Origin of the sequence: Streptomyces sp. A0642 (assembly GCF_004795105.1) — a bacterium.
Taxonomy (GTDB): Bacteria; Actinomycetota; Actinomycetes; order Streptomycetales; family Streptomycetaceae; genus Streptomyces.
In genome coordinates, this window is the sequence record NZ_SSBL01000006.1 from 100,743 (window position 1) to 118,391 (window position 17,649).

The 17,649-nt window shown below is 71.4% G+C and carries 17 protein-coding genes; 10 read left to right on the forward strand and 7 right to left on the reverse strand.

The features are described from left to right. Window positions 1-4 precede the first annotated feature (4 nt). Window positions 5-2,218 (reverse strand): germacradienol/geosmin synthase, encoded by a 2,214-nt coding sequence (locus E6R60_RS14080; RefSeq protein ID WP_136326886.1) that lies wholly within the window; start codon window positions 2,216-2,218, stop codon window positions 5-7. A 393-nt stretch (window positions 2,219-2,611) separates the two neighbouring features. On the opposite strand from E6R60_RS14080, the gene E6R60_RS14085 reads away from it, so the two are divergent. Then, entirely contained in the window at window positions 2,612-3,943 is a 1,332-nt protein-coding gene (locus tag E6R60_RS14085; RefSeq protein ID WP_136326887.1) for a peptidoglycan recognition family protein, read from the forward strand. A gap of 98 nt (window positions 3,944-4,041) precedes the next feature. On the opposite strand, the gene E6R60_RS14090 is transcribed toward E6R60_RS14085, so the two are convergent. Then, window positions 4,042-5,181, reverse strand: a complete 1,140-nt coding sequence (locus E6R60_RS14090) for an aminoglycoside phosphotransferase family protein (RefSeq protein ID WP_136326888.1) — start codon at window positions 5,179-5,181, stop codon at window positions 4,042-4,044. A gap of 231 nt (window positions 5,182-5,412) precedes the next feature. On the opposite strand from E6R60_RS14090, the gene E6R60_RS14095 reads away from it, so the two are divergent. Further along, entirely contained in the window at window positions 5,413-6,909 is a 1,497-nt protein-coding gene (locus E6R60_RS14095; protein ID WP_136326889.1) for a hypothetical protein, read from the forward strand. Between the two features lie 162 nt (window positions 6,910-7,071). Here the strand turns inward: E6R60_RS14095 and E6R60_RS14100 are convergent, their stop codons facing one another. Together E6R60_RS14100 and E6R60_RS14105 are read right to left on the reverse strand one after the other, a co-directional pair. Further along, the gene (locus tag E6R60_RS14100) at window positions 7,072-8,532 is read right to left on the reverse strand and encodes a SpoIIE family protein phosphatase (protein ID WP_136326890.1); all 1,461 of its coding nucleotides are present in this window, start codon (window positions 8,530-8,532) and stop codon (window positions 7,072-7,074) included. Window positions 8,533-8,853: 321 nt separating this feature from the next. Further along, window positions 8,854-9,147, reverse strand: a complete 294-nt coding sequence (locus E6R60_RS14105; RefSeq protein WP_136326891.1) for a hypothetical protein — start codon at window positions 9,145-9,147, stop codon at window positions 8,854-8,856. A gap of 218 nt (window positions 9,148-9,365) precedes the next feature. On the opposite strand from E6R60_RS14105, the gene rpmG reads away from it, so the two are divergent. Both rpmG and E6R60_RS14115 read left to right on the forward strand, forming a co-directional pair. Continuing rightward, window positions 9,366-9,530, forward strand: a complete 165-nt coding sequence (rpmG, locus tag E6R60_RS14110) for a 50S ribosomal protein L33 (protein WP_136326892.1) — start codon at window positions 9,366-9,368, stop codon at window positions 9,528-9,530. A gap of 72 nt (window positions 9,531-9,602) precedes the next feature. Then, a complete protein-coding gene (locus tag E6R60_RS14115) occupies window positions 9,603-9,866 on the forward strand; it encodes a type B 50S ribosomal protein L31 (RefSeq protein ID WP_136326893.1) in 264 nt (87 codons plus the stop codon). A 170-nt stretch (window positions 9,867-10,036) separates the two neighbouring features. Here E6R60_RS14115 and E6R60_RS14120 read toward each other — a convergent pair whose 3' ends face one another. Together E6R60_RS14120 and E6R60_RS14125 are read right to left on the reverse strand one after the other, a co-directional pair. Beyond that, window positions 10,037-11,410 carry a deoxyribodipyrimidine photo-lyase gene (locus E6R60_RS14120; protein WP_136326894.1) on the reverse strand — a complete coding sequence of 458 codons (1,374 nt, stop codon included), beginning with the start codon at window positions 11,408-11,410 and terminating at the stop codon, window positions 10,037-10,039. Window positions 11,411-11,477: 67 nt separating this feature from the next. Beyond that, window positions 11,478-13,007 (reverse strand): SDR family oxidoreductase, encoded by a 1,530-nt coding sequence (locus E6R60_RS14125; RefSeq protein WP_136326895.1) that lies wholly within the window; start codon window positions 13,005-13,007, stop codon window positions 11,478-11,480. Between the two features lie 160 nt (window positions 13,008-13,167). Between E6R60_RS14125 and E6R60_RS14130 the strand changes: the two genes are divergently transcribed. The 5 genes from E6R60_RS14130 (at window position 13,168) to E6R60_RS14150 (ending at window position 16,450) form a co-directional block, all read left to right on the forward strand. Next, window positions 13,168-13,791 (forward strand): VanZ family protein, encoded by a 624-nt coding sequence (locus E6R60_RS14130; RefSeq protein WP_136326896.1) that lies wholly within the window; start codon window positions 13,168-13,170, stop codon window positions 13,789-13,791. Between the two features lie 155 nt (window positions 13,792-13,946). Next, on the forward strand, window positions 13,947-14,729 hold the full coding sequence (locus E6R60_RS14135) for a DUF4389 domain-containing protein (RefSeq protein WP_136326897.1): 783 nt from the start codon (window positions 13,947-13,949) through the stop codon (window positions 14,727-14,729). Window positions 14,730-14,769: 40 nt separating this feature from the next. Next, window positions 14,770-15,285, forward strand: a complete 516-nt coding sequence (locus E6R60_RS14140) for a DinB family protein (protein ID WP_136326898.1) — start codon at window positions 14,770-14,772, stop codon at window positions 15,283-15,285. A gap of 198 nt (window positions 15,286-15,483) precedes the next feature. Further along, on the forward strand, window positions 15,484-15,930 hold the full coding sequence (locus tag E6R60_RS14145) for a nitroreductase family deazaflavin-dependent oxidoreductase (protein ID WP_136326899.1): 447 nt from the start codon (window positions 15,484-15,486) through the stop codon (window positions 15,928-15,930). A 121-nt stretch (window positions 15,931-16,051) separates the two neighbouring features. After that, the gene (locus tag E6R60_RS14150; protein ID WP_136326900.1) at window positions 16,052-16,450 is read left to right on the forward strand and encodes a DUF6221 family protein; all 399 of its coding nucleotides are present in this window, start codon (window positions 16,052-16,054) and stop codon (window positions 16,448-16,450) included. A 172-nt stretch (window positions 16,451-16,622) separates the two neighbouring features. Here the strand turns inward: E6R60_RS14150 and E6R60_RS14155 are convergent, their stop codons facing one another. Continuing rightward, the gene (locus tag E6R60_RS14155; protein WP_136326901.1) at window positions 16,623-16,811 is read right to left on the reverse strand and encodes a DUF6381 family protein; all 189 of its coding nucleotides are present in this window, start codon (window positions 16,809-16,811) and stop codon (window positions 16,623-16,625) included. Between the two features lie 459 nt (window positions 16,812-17,270). On the opposite strand from E6R60_RS14155, the gene E6R60_RS14160 reads away from it, so the two are divergent. Further along, window positions 17,271-17,615 (forward strand): NIPSNAP family protein, encoded by a 345-nt coding sequence (locus tag E6R60_RS14160; RefSeq protein ID WP_136326902.1) that lies wholly within the window; start codon window positions 17,271-17,273, stop codon window positions 17,613-17,615. The last annotated feature ends 34 nt before the right edge of the window (window positions 17,616-17,649 follow it).

The window sequence follows — 17,649 nt, forward strand, 5'->3', positions numbered from 1 at the left end:
GGCGCTACACGCCGGCCCCCGACAACCGGGCGAACAGCGCGGTCACCTGCGCCGCCGAAGTACCGAGCCCCACGGGACCGTTCAGATGCCAAGGGGCCCCGGTGCCCCGCCGCAGGTCCTCCTCGCGGTAGCGCCTGCACCCCCGGTGCCAGATCAGGATGCCCGCGATCCAGTTCTTCAGTTCCCGCACATAACCGGCAAGGACCTCCCGCGCCTCGGAGTCCAGGGCGAAGTCGTCGTACAGCACCGGGAGTTCCTGCTCGGCGACATGCAGAAACTGGCGCAGCCGGGACTTCATCAGGTCGTACACGATCTCCATCGCGGTCGGATAGTCCACCCCGAAGAAGTTCTGCACGACCAGCACCCCGTTGTGGACCTCCCCTTCGTACTCGATCTCCTTCTGGTACGAGAACAGATCGTTCAGCAGCGCGGCGTAGTCGGCGGCCGCGTTCTCCAGGGAGCGCAGCGGGCCGCTCTCGTAGATCTCCGGCGGCACCTTCCTGCCGTGCGCGAGCCGGCACAGACTCATCGTCAGGTCCGAGCCGAACGTCATGCGCCGCATCTCGACGTAGTCCACCGGGTCGGGAATCCGGTTCTGCGCCTGGTTCGCCAGCTCCCAGAGCCAACTGGCGGTCATGTCCTCGATGGCCTTGCGGAAAGCACGCCTGCCGCCCTCGTCCAGCGGCGCCGACGTGCGCACCCAGAGGTCGGACAGGGCACGCTCCAGCGCGTTGACCGGCTCCGGCAGCACGCCCCCGTCCAAGGGCATGAAGAGCGACAGCCGCTCGTTGGCCAGCCGGGCACCCGCCAGATCACGGGACCGCCCGTGCACCACGGGGAACCAGTCGTCCCCGTACGTCCCCCAGGCCAGCCACTGCGAGGACAGGTCGAGCTCGTCCGGGGTGGCGTCCGGATGGATCCCCGCCGCGCACAGCGGGAGGTCGATCGCCAGCAGCCGCTCCTCGTCCCAGATGTGGGAACCCGGCACCCCGGGCTGCGCCTGCAGGATCCCCATCCGGTCCGCCCAGTCGACGATGCGGACCCGGGCCCCGTCCAGATGCGGACTGAGCGACGTACCGAACGGCAGGTCGAAGTCGGGCAGCAGGGACGGGCCGACGTGCCGGTAGGGCAGATGGGTATGGCTGCGCAGCCTGGCGGATTCCGAACGGGGCGTGAAACGGATCGACGCGGCGGCCATCCCGAAGCCGGGCGTGGCCTTCTCGGCCCCTCCGTCGTTCATGTAGCGGCTGGAGCGCATGTGCCACTCATGGCCGCCGGACTGCCAGTCCTGCAGGCCCTTGACGTACGCGAGCACGGCCGCCGTCTGCGCGGCGTCGAGGCCCTTGCCGGCGCAGAGCGGGCCCAGTTCCGTCAGCGCGGTGTTCTCGAACTGCTGGAGCCGTGACGTCAGCAGATCGTTCACCGCCTCCGCGGCCTCCTGCGTCGAGCAGCCGAGGAAGCGCTCCAGGACCAGGACGCCGTTGCTGTTCTCGCCCTCGTCCTCGACCTCTCGCTGGTACGAGAACAGGTCGTTGCGCAGATGGACACCGTCGGAGAACGCGTCGCGCAGCACGCGCAGTGCCCGTTCGCCGGCCACCGCCTCGGGCACCTCCGCGCCCGCCGCGTACTCCACCAGCCCCGCCGACCACGGCGCGCCGCCCACCTTGCGCCGCATCTCGATGTACTCGACGGGATTGGCGATGCGGCCCTCGTTGATGTTGGCGAGCTCCCACAGCGACTCGTTCAGCAGGTTCTTCGTCGACTCGGCGAACCGCACCCGCCAGGCGTCGGACATGCCGGGCACCGTCCGCGCCCACAGATCCGCCAGCCCCGCCTCGACGGGGTTGGCCGGCTCAGGCGTCGGCGCCCCCCGCTCCATCGGCATGAAGGCGGGCAGCCGGTCCAGGTACGCCTTCCCGCCCGCGCGGTCGGGAGTGCGCTTGAACAGCTCCAGGAAGTGGTCGTCGAAGAAGAAGACCCACACATACCAGTCGGTGACCAGGGACAGCGCCTCGGCCGAGCAGTCGGGGTGGGTGTAGGCGCACAGCAACGCGTAGTCGTGGGAGTCGAGGTCCTTCTCCTCCCAGATGCCGGAACCCTCCAGCATCCCTATGGCCCGCGCCCATGTCTTCGTGTGCTGACGCGCCTCCTCGACGTGCGGGTTGAGGCGCGCCGGATACGGAACATAGAAGTCCGGCAGGGTGAAGGGCTGTGCCATGTGCGTCCGGCCTTTCGAAGAGCCTCCGCGTGAGTGCCACGCGGATCGGTCCTGTCGGCGCGAGCACTACCCTTCGGCCGTCCGGGGCACGCGCAGCCGCTATTAGTCACACAAGAAGTGCGCTCGTTCGAGGGACGGTGCGGCCGGGCCGTCCCTCGCGTAAAACTCCGGTAACGCGCCACCGCCAGAATCCCGTCGGCCCTTTCGGTCCGCAGGTCAGAGCACCTGCCAGTGGTCTGGTCCACTGGCTCGACCGGCTGCCCTCCCAGCGCCCTTGACGTGCCATCACCTGGGGTCGGAGAGTGTGCGCGCACCACGGAACACGAGATCGGAACCACGCACACCTCTCCCTACGCACGGCTCCGCCCACGCCCAGCACCAAGAAGGGTTGTCATGACGTCCAAGCAGAGGACCGGACGCGCACGCGCGCTGACCACCGCCGGCGCACTGAGTCTGGCGCTGCTCAGTCCCGCGGCACACGCCGGCGCGGACGGGGTGCGGCCGGAGTGCCCGCGCGGTCTCGACTGCGACGGGGTGCCGGCCGCCTACCAGCAGACGGGCAACCCCGCCGACAAGGAGACGTACGGCAACTTCGACACCGCGGACCGGCCGCACAGCAACAAGATCAAATTCATCGTCCTCCACGACACCGAGGAGGACTTCGACACCACCCTGAAGATCTTCCAGAACCCGCTGAAGCAGACCTCGGCCCACTACGTGGTGCGCTCCGGCGACGGCCATGTCACGCAGATGGTGAAGAACAAGGACGTCGCCTGGCAGGCCGGGAACTGGTACCTCAACACCCACTCGATCGGGATCGAGCAGGAAGGCGTCGCCACCGAGGGCGCGCAGTGGTACACGCCGGAGATGTACCGCTCGACGGCCGCACTCGTGCGCTACCTGGCCGCCGAGTACGACATCCCGCTCGACCGCCAGCACATCATCGGCCACGACGGGGTGCCCCCCACCAGCGCCGCCGGCACCAGGAACATGCACTGGGACCCGGGCACCTACTGGGACTGGAACCGCTTCATGGCGCTCCTCCACAAGCCCACCGTGCCGACCGCCCACAAGGGCAGCGAACTCATCACCGTCAGCCCGCGGTTCAAGGACAACCCGCAGGCGTTCCGCGACTGCGAGAAGGGCGTCGACCTCCCCGTGCAGGGCTCCAGCGCCGTCCCGCTCCACACGGAACCCTCCGCGGACTCACCGCTGTTCTCCGACCCGGGTCTGCACACGGACGGCTCGCCGGGCACCAACTGCGCCGCCGACTGGGGCAGCAAGATCAGCGCCACCCAGCAGGCCGTCGTCGCCGACCACGCACCCGGCTGGACGGCGATCTGGTGGTATGGCAAGAAGGCCTGGTTCAGCACCCCGGACCGTACCCGCACCACCACCCCCACCTCCGGCTATGTCGTCAAGCCGAAGGCAGGCAAGGCGGAGGTGCCGGTGTACGGGGTGGCCTACCCGGAGAAGTCCGAGTACCCGGCGGGCTTCGCGGACCAACGGGTCGGCACGCCCCTGCCCTACACCATCAAGTCCGGGCAGTCCTACCCCGGCGGTGGGGAGGCCCCCACCGGCTTCTTCTACGCACCGACGATCGACTCCTCCTACCCCCTGGACCACGCGTACTTCCCCGGCAAGGAAACGTACGTGACGGTCCAGATCGGCCACCGCATCGCCTTCGTGAAGGCATCCGACGTGGACATCGTCCGCGCACACTGAGCGCGAACGCCCCCGTGGGCCGGGGCGGCACGACAGCGCGCTGCGGGGCCGGTGTGTCGGCACCGGACCCGCAGCGCGCATTTCCCCCGTCGGACAGGTCAGCGAGTACCGACGGCAGCGCGCACGGCACTCCGCGCCATGGCGCAGTCGTCGTGCAGGCGGCGCAGCAGCAGCCGCTGCTCCTCACTCGACGAGAGCGCCCCCGGTCGGTCCTGCCCCGTCCTGGCCGGCGCGGTGGTGTCCCGCATCGCCCGCTGGAGGGCCGTCTCGTACGTACGGATCTCCCGGGTCAGCACCAGCATCAGGTTGACCAGGAAAGCGTCCCGCGCCGCAGGGCCCGCGACCTGGGCCAGCTGACTGATCTGACGCCGCGCCACCGGGGCGTCGCCCAGCACCGTCCAGAGCGTCGCCAGGTCGTATCCCGGCAGGTACCAGCCGGCGTGTTCCCAGTCCACCAGGACCGGACCGGTCGGCGACAGGAGGATGTTGGAGAGCAGCGCGTCACCGTGGCAGAACTGCCCCATGCCCTGCCGGCCCCCGGCGTGGGCCAGGCCGTGCAGCAGCTTCTGCAGGTCGCCCAGATCACGGTCGGTGAACAGACCGAGCTCGTGATAGCGCGCGATGCGTGCCGCGTAGTCCAGCGGGGCGTCGAACAGACCGGCCGGCGGACGCCAGGCGTTGACCCGGCTGACCGCACCGAGCACGGCCCGCAGATCGGCCCGGGGCGGAGCCTCCGCCGGGTGCCTGGTCAACGCCGCCACCCGGCCGGGCATCCGCTCGATGACCAGGGTGCAGTTCTCCGGGTCCGCGGCGATGAGCCGGGGCACCCGGACCGGCGGGCGGTGCCGGACGAACGCCCGGTATGCCGCTATTTCGTGCCTGAAACGCTCCGACCACGCGGGGGAGTGGTCCAGTAAACACTTGGCGACCGCGGTCGCGCGGCCGGTGGAACCGACGAGGAGGACCGAACGGCCGCTGCGCCGCAGCACCTGCACGGGGTTGAACTCCGGGCAGATGCGGTGCACCGAGGCGATCGCCATCCTCAGCTGAGCGCCCTGCGGGCCGGACAGGTCCAGCCTCCCGCTGAGGGAAGGGGCGCCCGGCCCTGCCACGCGCCGGGTCCGGCCGATGGCGGGCGCGGGAACGACGGCGCGAGGGTCGAGATACGGTCCGCCACCGCCTCCCAGGGGACGCAGCGGCCGGGGCGGGGCGGACACGGAGGACGATGCTGTGTACATGGGCGAGACAGATCCCTTCGTGCGCCGACAAGTTGCGTGCGCCGCCCCGGCCGGCGGCCGTCCGGCACCCTGGGGAGTACCGAGGGCTGCCGGGCGGGGTGGCGCTTTCCTACCTGACACCGGAGCACGGGTGTCTCTCGACCTAGCGCACCCTGGCGAACCCTGGCGAATAGTCGCGAGGCATCTGACACGGGGTTACTGTCAACACAGCCGAGAACCTGGGGGCTTGACGTGACCGGAGAACCCAACACCCGCCTGTCAGATCTGTTCGGCCTCGCCGGCTGGTCCAAGGGCGAACTCGCGAGAGCGGTGAACCGGAAGGCGGCGGCCATGGGCCACCCGCAGCTGGCGACCGACACCTCGCGCGTCAGGCGCTGGATCGACATGGGGGAATCCCCGCGCGATCCCGTGCCCGAGGTGCTGGCAGCCCTGTTCACCGAGCGGCTCGGTCGTGTCGTGACCATCGAGGACCTCGGGTTCGGCCGACGCGGGCGTGTGGGGAAGCGGCGAGAGACCGGGACGGAAGACAATCCCGATCAACTCCCGTGGGCGCCCGAGCGGACGGCAGCGGTCCTCACCGAATTCACGGGAATGGACCTCATGCTCAACCGACGCGGCTTGGTGAGCGCGGGCGCCGCGCTCGCCGCCGGCTCCACGATCGCCGGCCCCATGCACGACTGGCTGCACACCGACCCCGTACTGGCGGCCGACGCCCCACGCATCGACGACCCCGTGCACGCGGACCCGGCCGGCTACGACCGGTACGAGGCCGCGCCCATCGGCTCGGAGGAGATCGAGGCGCTGGAACGCTCCGTGGAGGTGTTCCGAGCCTGGGACGCCGCCCGCGGCGGCGGCCTCCAGCGCAAGGCCGTGGTGGGCCAGCTGAACGAGGTGGGAGGCATGCTCGCCTACCGCCACCCCGACCACCTGCAGCGCCGTCTCTGGGGCGTTGCCGCCAATCTCGCCGTACTCGCGGGCTGGATGTCCCACGACGTCGGCCTCGAACCCACCGCCCAGAAGTACTTCGTCATCGCCGCGCACGCCGCGCGCGAAGGCGGTGACCGGCCGCGGGCGGGCGAAGCACTGTCCAGGGCGGCCCGTCAGATGGTCCACCTCGGCCGCCCCGACGACGCGCTCGACCTCATGAAACTCGCCAAATCCGGCTCGGGCGACATGGTTCTGCCCCGCACTCAGGCGATGCTGCACACCATCGAGGCCTGGGCGCAGGCGTCCATGGGCCGGGGGCAGGCCATGCGGCGCACGCTCGGCCTGGCGGAGGAGCTGTTCGTCTCCGACAAGGGCGATGTGCCACCGCCCAGTTGGATGCAGATGTTCGACGAGGCCGATCTGCACGGCATGCAGGCCCTGGCGTTCCGCACGCTCGCCGAACACGACCCCTCGGCGGCCGTCACCGCCCAGCGCCACGCGAAGCAGGCACTGGAGCTGCGGATCAACGGACGCCAACGCTCCAAGATCTTCGACTACATCTCGCTCGCCTCGGCCTGCTTCATCGCCGACGACCCCGAGCAGGCCGACCGTTACGCCCGGCTCGCCCTGGTGACGATGGGGGAGACCTCCTCGCACCGCACCTGGGACCGGCTGCGCGAGATGTACCGGCTGACGGGCCAGTTCGCGGGCTACGCGAAGATCAAGGACCTGCGCGAGGAGATCGAGCTCTCGCTGCCGCCGACCTCCGGCACCAAGAGGCCCAGGAATTCAGAGATCTGATCCCGGCCGCCACGGCGACGGCGCCGTGACGACAAGGGTCCAGGAAGAAGAGAGGCCGCGAAGAAGGCGGGATTCAGAAGGCGCGGTCCAGAAGCGTGCCGTGAAGCACAGGGGCGCTCCATCGCGTCGGCGCCGCTCCCCACCCACCATGCCCGGTTCGCGCTACGCCCCGATGCGGGCGATCAGCACGCACGCGTCGTCCAGTCGCTCGGCTCCGCCGAACTCCTCGACGACCGCTTGTACGCACTCCTGCGCCGTACGGGCTTCGGCGAAGCGCGGCGCCAGTCCGAGCAGTGTGTCGGTGCCAGGCCGGAGGCCGTTGTGCGGGCTCCCGGTGCCCCGGGCGAGCCCGTCGGTGTGCAGGACGAGCACGTCGCCGGGCAGCAGGTGCACTTCGTCCTGCTCGTAGGCGACCCCGGACGCCGCTCCCAGGAGCACCCCGTCCGGCGGGGGAATCGGACGCCCGGCTCCGTTGCGGAAGAGTAGCGGCGCCGGGTGTCCGGCCTGCGCCCATTCCAGACTGCGGGTGGCGGGGTCGAACCGACAGCACACCGCGCTGCCGAGCGCGGGCTGGACCGATGTCTCCATTAACTGGTTCAGGTGGCCCATCAGGGCTCCGGGCTCGATCCCGGCCACGGCCATGCCGCGCAGCGCGCCCAGGATCATCGCCATGGAGGAGGTCGCCTGAATGCCGTGACCGGTTAGATCGCCGACCGTGAGCAGCGTCCGGCCGTCCGGCAGCTCCATCGCGTCGTACCAGCCGCCGCCGATCAGGGCGATCGAATCCGACGGCAGGTAGTGGGACGCGATGTCCAGCGAACCGGGCCCCTGGTCCGGGAGGGTCAGCGAACCCCGCCACGGCGGAAGCACGGCCTCCCGCAGTTCCACGGCCATCCGGCGTTCGGTCCTGGCGATGTGCTGCTCGCGGCGCAGCGAGTCCTGCGTCCGGTCCAGAACCTGCTGGCTGCGGCGCAGCGCGCTGACATCGCGCAGGACCGCCCACATGGAGGCGGTGCAGCCGTCGGCGTCGAGGACGGGTTCGCCCATCATGTGCAGGGTGCGGGTCTGGCCGTCAGTGCGCAGGATGCGGAACTCGCCGTCTATCGGCTTGCCGTCGACCAGGCAGGCCGTCACCAGCGCCGTGAGCAGAGGCTGGTCCTCGGGCACGAGCACGGAGGGGAGGTCGTCCAGAGAGAGCGGACCCGCCTCGGCGGTGCGGCCGAAGATCCGGAGCAGCTCCTGCGACCAGCTCACCTCGTCGGTCAGCAGATTCCATTCGGCGCTGCCGACCCGGCCGATCAGCGAACCGGCCTGTTCGTCGGCGGTCGCGTTCCGGGAAGGCGGCAGCGCGGCTCCGGCGGCGAACCGGTCCGCGGCCTCCGACGGCAGCCCCTGCCTGAGCTGTCCCAGGTGGGCGCCCAGGTCGTCGAGCTGATGGACCGCCAGATCGCACAGCGCACGCTGCCAGCGGAGCTGGGGGTCGTCCTCGTCGACGAGGACGGTCTCCCGCCGCACCGCGTCCACGTCGCCGCGCAGCCGGTGCGTCCGGTTGATCAACGCGTCGACGGCATCGCGCTCGGGCGGCTGGGGGGCGGGGCGGTCCGCCGGCGGGTGGGGCTGCATGTCGTACTCCGATACAGGCGCGGTACAACCAGGTGTGAGGGTGGACCGGATACGACTGTCGCACAGCCGCCATGAGCCCGTAAGTGCTTTGGCAACACTCGATGCGTTCTTGCAGCTGGCATATGTCAGCGGCTGATCGGAACCGGTTTCCTTCGAACACCCTTGCTGTCTACGGCTGTTGATGCAAGTCATCCCGGGCTCGATCCCTGCGCGCCCGCCCCTGAGCGCTGCTTTCGCGCGGTCGCGCGGGCCGGCCGGGCATATGCGGGCCGGAGCCCCCACGCGGGGCGGGGGCTCCGGCCGTGAGGGCTGTCCGCGCTGTCAGCAGAGGGCGATGCGGCCGTAGGAGCCCATCTTCCACTTCCACTCGAGGGTCTCGCCGGGGGTGGTGGTCCAGCAGCTCCGGTCGGGGCCGTGGTCGATCACCAGCTGGATGTGCATGTTCCGGCCGCAGTTGTTGGTCGTCCAGGCGGTCTTGTTCTGCTTGACGACCTCGCGCGCCACGCACGCGGGGGCGGTGTCCCCGGCGGCGGCCGCCGGGCCGGCCGCGGTGAGGGAGCAGGCGGTGATCATCGCGGCGGCCGCGAGCGTGGTCAGGGTGTTCTTCGGGCGCATGTCTCACGTTCCTCGGGAAGTCGGCGGGAATGCCGGGCGCAGAGATCAACGAGCGCCCCGGTCCCGCGTGACGGCCGCCGGGGGCTGCCCGGGTGGCGTCCGGAGGGCGGGCCGGGGGCCGGGAATGCTCCCGCGTGCGCCCGCGTTACATCGGCAGAACGAAAACGAATCCCGTTCCCATCAAGGGTCGGGATCGGTGCAGCAGCCCGGAGGTGCCCATGGCCCGCAGTGAGACCCGCCCCGTCGTCACCCTCCGCTCGACCGCAGGAACCGGTCAGAGCTATGTGACGCGCAAGAGCCGTCGGAACGACCCCGACCGCCTGGTTCTGCGCAAGTACGACCCCGCGGCCGGCCGGCACGTGCTGTTCCGCGAGGAACGCTGACCGTCGCCACACCCTCGCCGGGCGGCCCCGCGCCGTCCGTCCGTCCGTCCTCGCACCAGGGAAGGAACACCCATGAAGTCCCGAATCCACCCCGTCTCCCGTCCGGTGGTCTTCCGCGACCGCGCCGCGGGGGCGGCCTTCCTCACCCGCTCCACCGCGGATTCCGATCGGCGTGTGACGTGGGAGGACGGCCGTAGCTATCCCGTCATCGACGTGGAGACCTCGTCGGCGAGCCACCCGTTCTACACGGGATCCCGGCAGGTGCTGGACACGACCGGCCGGATCGAACGGTTCCACCGTCGCTACGGCGCCGGGCTGCCCGTCACCGGCGAGTGACCCGCCCGTTCCGGCCCGGTCCTCCGTGCTGTGGATCACAGTCCTCGGTGCGGATTCCCGGGAACGGGGCGCGATGATTTATCGTTCACCTATATGTGGATGACGCGCTGAGCGCCCACTCCGTAGCCGCCCCGGCTGGATTCCCCCGATCCGGCCGGGGCTTCCCCTTGTCAGTCCAGCCCTCGCGCCCGCTTGAAGCGCGCCAGCCCGTGGGCCAGCTCCACCACCGGCCCCGGGTAGTCCGGGTCCGTACGCCCGGGGCCGCGCAGTTTCCACGGCTCGTGCACCGCGGGCCCGGGCACCCCCGCCAGCTCCGGTACCCAGCGGTGGACGTAGCGGCCGTCCGGGTCGTACCGCTTGCCCTGGACCACCGGGTTGAGCACGCGATTGGGGCGGCTGTCCGTCCCGGTGCCGGCCATCCACTGCCAGTTCAGCTGATTGTTGGCGACATCGCCGTCGACCAGCAGGTCCAGGAAGTGCCGGGCGCCGATGCGCCAGTCCACGTACAGCGTCTTGGTCAGGAAGCCCGCGGTGAGCAGCCGCCCGCGGTTGTGCATCCAGCCCTCGTGCCGCAGCTGGCGCATCGCCGCGTCGATCACGGGATAGCCGGTGAGCCCCTGCCGCCAGGCCTCGATGTCCTCGGCCGCGTCCGCCTCGGACCGCCAGCTGTCGTGCCGGGTGCGGTAGTCCCGCCAGGACGCGGCGGGCCGTGCCGCGAGGACCTGGTAATGGAACTCGCGCCAGCACAGCTGCCGGACGAAGGCCTCGGCCCCGGCCCCGCCGGCGGCGCGGGCCCGGTGGATGAGCTCGGCCGCGGACAGGGTGCCGAAGTGCAGATGCGGTGAGAGCCGGGACGTGGAGTCGCCGGCCAGGTCGTCGTGTCCTTCCTCGTACGCCGAGAGCCCGTCGCGCAGCCATGCGGTGAGCTGTCTGCGGGCCTGCCGCTCGCCGCCCTCGGCCAGGCCCCGCGACACCCCGGACACCGCCTCGCGGGACATCACGGCCTCGGACCCGGGGCCGTCCGGGACCCGCACCGTCCGGGGTGCGGCGAAGGGTTCCCGTACCCGTTCCTCCGACCAGCGCCTGAAGTACGGCGTGAACACGGCGAAGTGGTCGGAGGCCGCGGGCGTCACGGCGCCCGGCGGGACCGCGGTGACCACGCCGTCGTGGACGTGCAGCCGCCGCCCGCCCGACTCCAGCGCCTTGCGCAGCCGCTCCTCACGGCGACGGGCGTAGTCGCTGCCGCCGGCCGAAAGATGGACGTCCACCGCCCCGGTCTCGGAGGCGATCCGGCCCACCTCCTCGACGACATCGCCCGAGCGGACCACCAGCCGGCCGCCCCGCTCACGCAGCCCGGCGTCGAGATCCCGCAGACAGTCGGCGAGGAAGGCGAGGCGGTTCGGGGCGGCGAACCCGGCCTCGTCGATCGCCCTGTCGCGGACGAACAGCGGCACGACCTCGTCCGCGGCGCCGAGCGCCGCCCGCAGCGGGGGATGGTCGTGCAGCCGGAGGTCGGCGGTGAACAGGACGACCGCTACGGTCATGGCGCAACTCCTGGGGGGCCGGGGAGGTGCCATGCTGCCGTCTCCGGGCCGCCGGCGCGGACAACCCTCAGGGCGACACCGCGGCGCTCGCCCGTTCGGGTGAAGCCGCGCCCGCTGCCGTACGGCCGATGTTGCGGGCCATCCCGCCGAACACCACCGAGTGGAAGGGCCACACACTCCACCAGTACGCGTGGCCGAGCAGCCCGCGCGGATGGAAGAGGGCCCGCTGGCGGTAGCGCGACCGGCCCCGGCCGTCCGGCTCCACGTACATCTCCAGCCACGCCAGGCCCGGCAGCCGCATCTCGGCGCGCAGCCGCAGCAGGCGGCCCGGCTCGATCTCCTCGACCCTCCAGAAGTCCAGCGAATCGCCCACGCGCAGCCGGTCGGTGTCCCGCCGCCCCCGTCGCAGGCCCACCCCTCCCACCAGCCGGTCGAGCCACCCGCGCACCGCCCAGGCGAGGGGGAACGAGTACCAGCCGTGTTCGCCGCCGATTCCCTCGACCACCCGCCACAGGGCCTCCGGGGACGCGTCGACGTCCCGTCGGCGCACATCCGTGTACAGGCTGCCACCGGCCCAGTCGGGGTCGGTCGACAGGGGGTCGCTGGGCACCCCGGGCACCGACGCGGACGACCACCGGGTGGTCACCCGGGCATCCCTGACCCGTTGCAGCGCAAGCTGCAGCGCCTTGTCGAGGCCGAACGGCTGCCCGGGACCGTCGGGAACGTAGGCGGCGATGTCGTGTTCCCGGCACACGACCTCGTACCGCAGCGACTCGGCGAGCGGGCGGGCGAGCGACCGGGGTACGGGCGTGACCAGTCCGATCCAGTGGCTGGACAGCCGGGGGCTCAGCATCGGCACGGGCAGGATGAGCCGGTGCGGAAGGCCCGCGACCTCGGCGTACCGCTGCATCATGTCCCGGTAGGTGACGATGTCGGGCCCGCCGATGTCGAACGCGCGGTTCACGTCGTGCGGCATCGGGGCACTGCCCACCAGGATGCGCAGCACGTCCCGGACGGCGATCGGCTGGATCCGTGTGGACACCCAGCTCGGCGTCACCATGACGGGCAGCCGCTCCGTCAGATAGCGCAGCATCTCGAAGGAGGCCGACCCGGACCCGATGATGACGGCGGCCCGCAGCACGGTGGTCGGGACGCCGGAGGCCAGCAGGATCCTGCCGACCTCGGCCCGCGACCGCAGATGGGGCGACAGTTCCTGCTCGGGGACGTCGTACGGGGTGAGGCCGCCGAGGTAGACGATGCGGCCCACCCGGGCGGCGCGGGCCTGTTCGCCGAAGACAGTGGCCGCCCTGCGGTCCGTCTCCTCGAAACCACTGCCGGCCGTCAGGGCGTGCACCAGGTAGTAGGCCACGTCCACGCCGCTCATCGCCGACGCGAGCGATCGAGCGTCGGTGACGTCGCCGCGCACGATCTCCACCTCACCGGCCCACGGGTAGTCCCGCAGCTTCTCCGGGGTCCGGGCCAGGCAGCGCACCCGGTACCCCGCCGCCAGCAGTTCCGGGACCAGCCGGCCCCCGATGTACCCGGTGGCGCCGGTGACCAGACAGCGCGGAGGCTGATTCCCGCGGTCGTTCGTCATGGGATCTCCGCATCGGTCGGACCTGCCGTGCCCTCCGGGCCGTCCGTCCACCCGGCCGCTCCGACCAGTCTGCCCCGCACCCGCCCCCGTCGCACCGCACCCTTGCGCGCGGGGTACGGACATCAGGTGTGGCCGCGCCGGGCGGGGGCATCTGTCGCCCATGGAAAAAGAAGCGGAAAGAGACGCGCGGCAAGGAGCACGTCACCGGGCCTGGGGCCGGGTGCTGCTCCAGGCCGTCATCCTGGTGACGGCCCTTCTGGCCATGGTCGGATTCTCGATCGTGCTGGCCAAGGTCACGCTCACACCGTCACCCGCTTCGCAGGATCTCGTCACCTCCAACCTCCGCCCGGGGCGCTCGCTGCGCCAGTACGCCGAGGACTACACCTTCCTCGCCGCCTGCAAGCAGGCCGGCGGCAACCTCGTGCTGGGCATGCCGTTCGGTGTCCTGCTGCCCATCCTCGTTCCCCGGCGGCTGCGCATGATCCGCATGGTCCTGCTGACCGTCCTCGTCATCGTCGTGGTCGAACTGGTGCAGGGGGCGCTGGTCGCGGGGCGCGCCTTCGACGTCGACGACGTCATCCTCAACACGGCGGGCGCCCTGCTGGGTTACTTCCTGCTGGGGCGGCGCCTGAGTCACCGTTACCACGTGTTCGCGGCCGGACCGGAGCCCAAGGCTCTGCCGGAACCGGCCCCGCGGCCGGAGCCCGAGCCCGCCCCGGCGCGGACGGGGAGGCTCCACACGCTACGGGCCGGCCTCACCCGCGGACGCGTCCGCAAGAGCTGACCCGGGCCCGGGCGCTCCGCGGCGGGAGGCGACCGGCACGCGGGCCGGGCACCCGTTCGGCCCGCTGCCGATTGCGGGGCACTCGCGGCTGACCCAGCGTGAGGGGACGCCGCATGTCCGCCAGGCGTACGGATCACCCGCCGAAGGGGAGCGACATGGCCGACGCGCAGTGGAGTCCGGGACGCAGGGCGGCGGACGCCGATGAATTCCTGCCGGTGCTGGACATCATCGAGCCGGTCCGCCAGCGCCGTCTCACCGTCCTGTTCCGTCTTCTGCTGCTGATCCCGCACTTCATCGTGCTGGTCCTCCTGGAGGTCGCGGCGTTCTTCACCGTGGTGTTCGGCTGGTTCGCCGCCCTGGTCCTGGGGCGGCTGCCCGGACCCGTCTTCCGCTTCCTCGCGGCGACCCTCGCCTACCGCACGAGGGTCGCCGCGAGCGGCATGCTGCTCATCGACAGCTATCCGCCGTTCACGCTGACGCAGCCGCCGGACTATCCGGTCCGGATCGACGTCCGCCCGACCCGGCTCAACCGGCTCGCCGTCTTCTTCCGGCTGATCCTGGTGATCCCGGCCGCCGTCGTGCAGAGCCTCGCCACCTCGGGCTGGTACGCCCTCGCGATCGTGTGGTGGCTCATCACGCTGATCCTCGGGCGCATGCCCCGCCCCCTCTTCGAAGCCACGGCAGCCACCCTCCGGTACGAGATGCGCGTGTCCGCCTACGTGTCGATGCTCAGCCCCGCCTACCCCAAGGGCTTCTTCGGCGAGGACGCACTCTCCGTGCCGGCCCGGCACGGCCGCTCCGCGACCAGCCCCCTGGTCATGAGCACCGCGGGCAAGGCCCTGCTGGTCCTCTTCCTGGTCCTCGGGCTCGTCGGAAGCATCACGACCTCCGTGACCGGGGCGTCGTCCGACGGCACCGAATACCACACGGAGCCGTAAAGAGCTGTGCGCACGGCCCGCCGACCGGCATGATCGTCCGATGACATGGACAGCACCTGAAGTCACCCGGACCGACGGCTCGCCCGTCGCCGCGGAACGGGAGATGCTCACCGATTACCTGCGGTGGTTCCGCGCCACACTGCTCCAGAAGTGCGCCGGGCTGACCGGCGAGCAACTCGCCGAGCGGACCACGCCGCCGTCGAACCTCTCGCTGCTCGGGCTCCTTCGCCACATGGCCAAGGTCGAACGCACCTGGTTCCGCCAGCGGTTCGACGGTCAGGACCTTCCGCCGCTGTACGACCCCGAGAAGGGCAAAGACGCCGACTTCGAGGACCTCGATCCGGCCCGGGCCGCCGAGGACTACGCCCGGCTGGTCGAGGAGTGCCGCCTGGCGGACGAGATCATCGCCGGCGCGTCCTTCGACGACACGTTCCTCCACAACGGCGAGGTCATCTCCCTGCGCCTGGTGCACGTCCACATGATCGGCGAGTACGCCCGCCACATCGGCCACGCCGACCTGGTGCGCGAGCGGCTGGACGGAGTCACCGGGGACTGAGCAGGCGGGACCGGGCGAGAAGGGCGGCGGACGGAGACGGAGGCCGCCTTTATCGCTCGGAACGACGCGAGCCGCACGGTCCGCGGAGACCGACACGTCGGGGCAGGCGCGGTGTCCCGGCGGCCGCGCGAGCGGAAGTCATGATGAGGGGACGCGGCCGACGAGGCGCCGCGGCCGGACGACGACGGGACAACTGCCATGCCGCTTCAGGGTGAGTACGAGCCGAGCCCCACCCCGCAGGTGCGGGACCAGGTCGAGCAGTACGAGAGCTCGGGAGGGACGGAGGGGACCACTATGCGGGGCATGCCGGTCATCATCCTGACCACGATCGGCGCCAAGAGCGGGAAGATCCGCAAGACGCCCCTGATGCGCGTCGAGCACAACGGCTCGTACGCCGTGGTCGCCTCACTGGGCGGGGCCCCGCAGCACCCCGTCTGGTACCACAACCTCACCGCCGACCCCCGCGCCGAACTGCAGGACGGCCCGGTACGCCAGGACATGAGGGCCCGTGAGGTGACCGGGGACGAGAAGGCGCTCTGGTGGGAGCGCGCCGTGGAGGCGTACCCCGACTACGCCGACTACCAGGAGAAGACCGACCGGGAGATCCCCGTCCTCGTGCTGGAACCCGTGGACGCGGGTCACTGAGCAGCACGCACGCGAGCGGACGGGCGCCGGCCGGCCGCCACGCACCGGTGGGGCGGCGCCACGGGATACTCTCCAGCACGGTTCCCGAGGCGTGGGGCCGAGCGGAAGGATGCACAACCAGATGACAGACAACTCCGAGCTGGTCGCGTTCGTCCGTGCGCGCCTCGACGAGGAAGAAGAGGTCGCCCGTGCGGCCGGCGGCGAGGGGTGGCGATGCCCGGCCGAAGTACCGGGCGAGATCCACGACCGGACCGGCGCCATCGCGTTCACTCTGAGGACGCACGGCTATGACCACCACATCGCCTTGCAGGATCCCGCGCGGACGCTACGCCGCATCGAGACCAGCAGGGTGCTCCTCGACGAGTACGCGGAGGTCGCCGCCCTGGACGTCGACCGCCCGGAGCGGGACTTCGCCTCTGGCCGGGCCTTCGGCCTGGGCTTCGTGGTCCGGCAGATGGCCGCGGAACACGCACGGCACCCCGGCTACCAGGTGAAGTGGCTGCCCCGCTTCACGCAGTAGGCCACACCCGTGCCGGCGGAGGCTGCCCGGCCTCCCCGGCCGGGCAGCGCCGGGCTCGCGTGCCTTGGCCGCCGGCACGCTCCTCCCCGGCGCGGCGCAGCGTCCGGACCCGCGCGCCCCGGCGACCGCGCGCCTGCGGGTCACCCGCAGCCGCGGTGAAGAGCGCCGGCGGTCAGAGCGGGTTCGTGCCGCCGTCGCCCTTGGCGGACACCTGATCGCTCCGCTCCTGGAGGCGGCGGGCCTTGTCCTCGAGACGCCGGCGCTCCTGCGGGTCGGAGACGCGCGCGGCTGCCTCCTTCAGCTCCTCTGCCTTGGCGCGAATACGCTCGGCGCGGCCGCCGGTTTCATCCGCAACACTCATGATCGCTCCTGGGTCTCGGGGGAGAGCCGACTCCACCAGCGAATCAGCGCGCCCGCACCCCTGCATCTCGAGCGGTCACACGCCGCTACGGAATGCGGGGCGCGAGCCGCCCGTGTCCCCGCCCCGCGGCTGCCCCTCGCGCCGCCGCCCCTTCCGGCGAGACTGACGGCCGGCCGGCGCCCCGGGGTCGGGGGCCGGTGCCTCTGATCCGCCGCGGACCGAGTGCACGCACGCCGGGAGAAGGGGGCGGGCACTCCGCCGCGCGAGCCGGCTAGGGCCTCTCGTCCGGATCGGGCCGGATAAGGGAGCGGGGGGTCGGGTGCGTGCGACTGCAGGGCGAGGAAGGAGCCGTGGTGACCGACGGCAACGCGGCAGACGCGCGTGCCGGGCGTCGCGAGCCCGGCATGATCCAAACGAGAGGCCCTGGGGCCGTGCGGCCGCTGAGGCATCATGGGGCCGGTGATCACCATTCATCTGAAGTACGAGATCGACCCCGACCGCATCGAGGACTTCGAGGAGTACGGCCGGAGATGGGTCGTCCTCGTCAATCGGTTCGGCGGCACCCACCACGGCTACTTCCTGCCCAGCGAGGGCGACAGCGACATCGCCTACGCGCTCTTCTCGTTCCCCGGCTTCGCCGCCTACGAGCAGTACCGCAAGGACAGTGCCACCGACCCCGAGTGCCAGGCCGCGTTCGAGCTGGCCCGCCGCACGGGCTGCATCCGACGGTACGAACGCCGCTTCCTGCGCCCCCTCGACACCGGCACGGCACCGCAAGCGCCCCAGGCCCCCGGGGCCCCGTGACGGTGCGCCAACGGCAGCCGTCGTCCCTCTTCGG

Bases quoted from the DNA above. Each gene is read 5' to 3' on its own strand.
- E6R60_RS14080 (WP_136326886.1), bottom strand. From the start codon at position 2,218: ATGGCACAGCCCTTCACCCTGCCGGACTTCTATGTTCCGTATCCGGCG.
- E6R60_RS14085 (WP_136326887.1), top strand. From the start codon at position 2,612: ATGACGTCCAAGCAGAGGACCGGACGCGCACGCGCGCTGACCACCGCC.
- E6R60_RS14090 (WP_136326888.1), bottom strand. From the start codon at position 5,181: ATGTACACAGCATCGTCCTCCGTGTCCGCCCCGCCCCGGCCGCTGCGT.
- E6R60_RS14100 (WP_136326890.1), bottom strand. From the start codon at position 8,532: ATGCAGCCCCACCCGCCGGCGGACCGCCCCGCCCCCCAGCCGCCCGAG.
- E6R60_RS14105 (WP_136326891.1), bottom strand. From the start codon at position 9,147: ATGCGCCCGAAGAACACCCTGACCACGCTCGCGGCCGCCGCGATGATC.
- rpmG (WP_136326892.1), top strand. From the start codon at position 9,366: ATGGCCCGCAGTGAGACCCGCCCCGTCGTCACCCTCCGCTCGACCGCA.
- E6R60_RS14115 (WP_136326893.1), top strand. From the start codon at position 9,603: ATGAAGTCCCGAATCCACCCCGTCTCCCGTCCGGTGGTCTTCCGCGAC.
- E6R60_RS14120 (WP_136326894.1), bottom strand. From the start codon at position 11,410: ATGACCGTAGCGGTCGTCCTGTTCACCGCCGACCTCCGGCTGCACGAC.
- E6R60_RS14125 (WP_136326895.1), bottom strand. From the start codon at position 13,007: ATGACGAACGACCGCGGGAATCAGCCTCCGCGCTGTCTGGTCACCGGC.
- E6R60_RS14130 (WP_136326896.1), top strand. From the start codon at position 13,168: ATGGAAAAAGAAGCGGAAAGAGACGCGCGGCAAGGAGCACGTCACCGG.
- E6R60_RS14135 (WP_136326897.1), top strand. From the start codon at position 13,947: ATGGCCGACGCGCAGTGGAGTCCGGGACGCAGGGCGGCGGACGCCGAT.
- E6R60_RS14140 (WP_136326898.1), top strand. From the start codon at position 14,770: ATGACATGGACAGCACCTGAAGTCACCCGGACCGACGGCTCGCCCGTC.
- E6R60_RS14145 (WP_136326899.1), top strand. From the start codon at position 15,484: ATGCCGCTTCAGGGTGAGTACGAGCCGAGCCCCACCCCGCAGGTGCGG.
- E6R60_RS14150 (WP_136326900.1), top strand. From the start codon at position 16,052: ATGACAGACAACTCCGAGCTGGTCGCGTTCGTCCGTGCGCGCCTCGAC.
- E6R60_RS14155 (WP_136326901.1), bottom strand. From the start codon at position 16,811: ATGAGTGTTGCGGATGAAACCGGCGGCCGCGCCGAGCGTATTCGCGCC.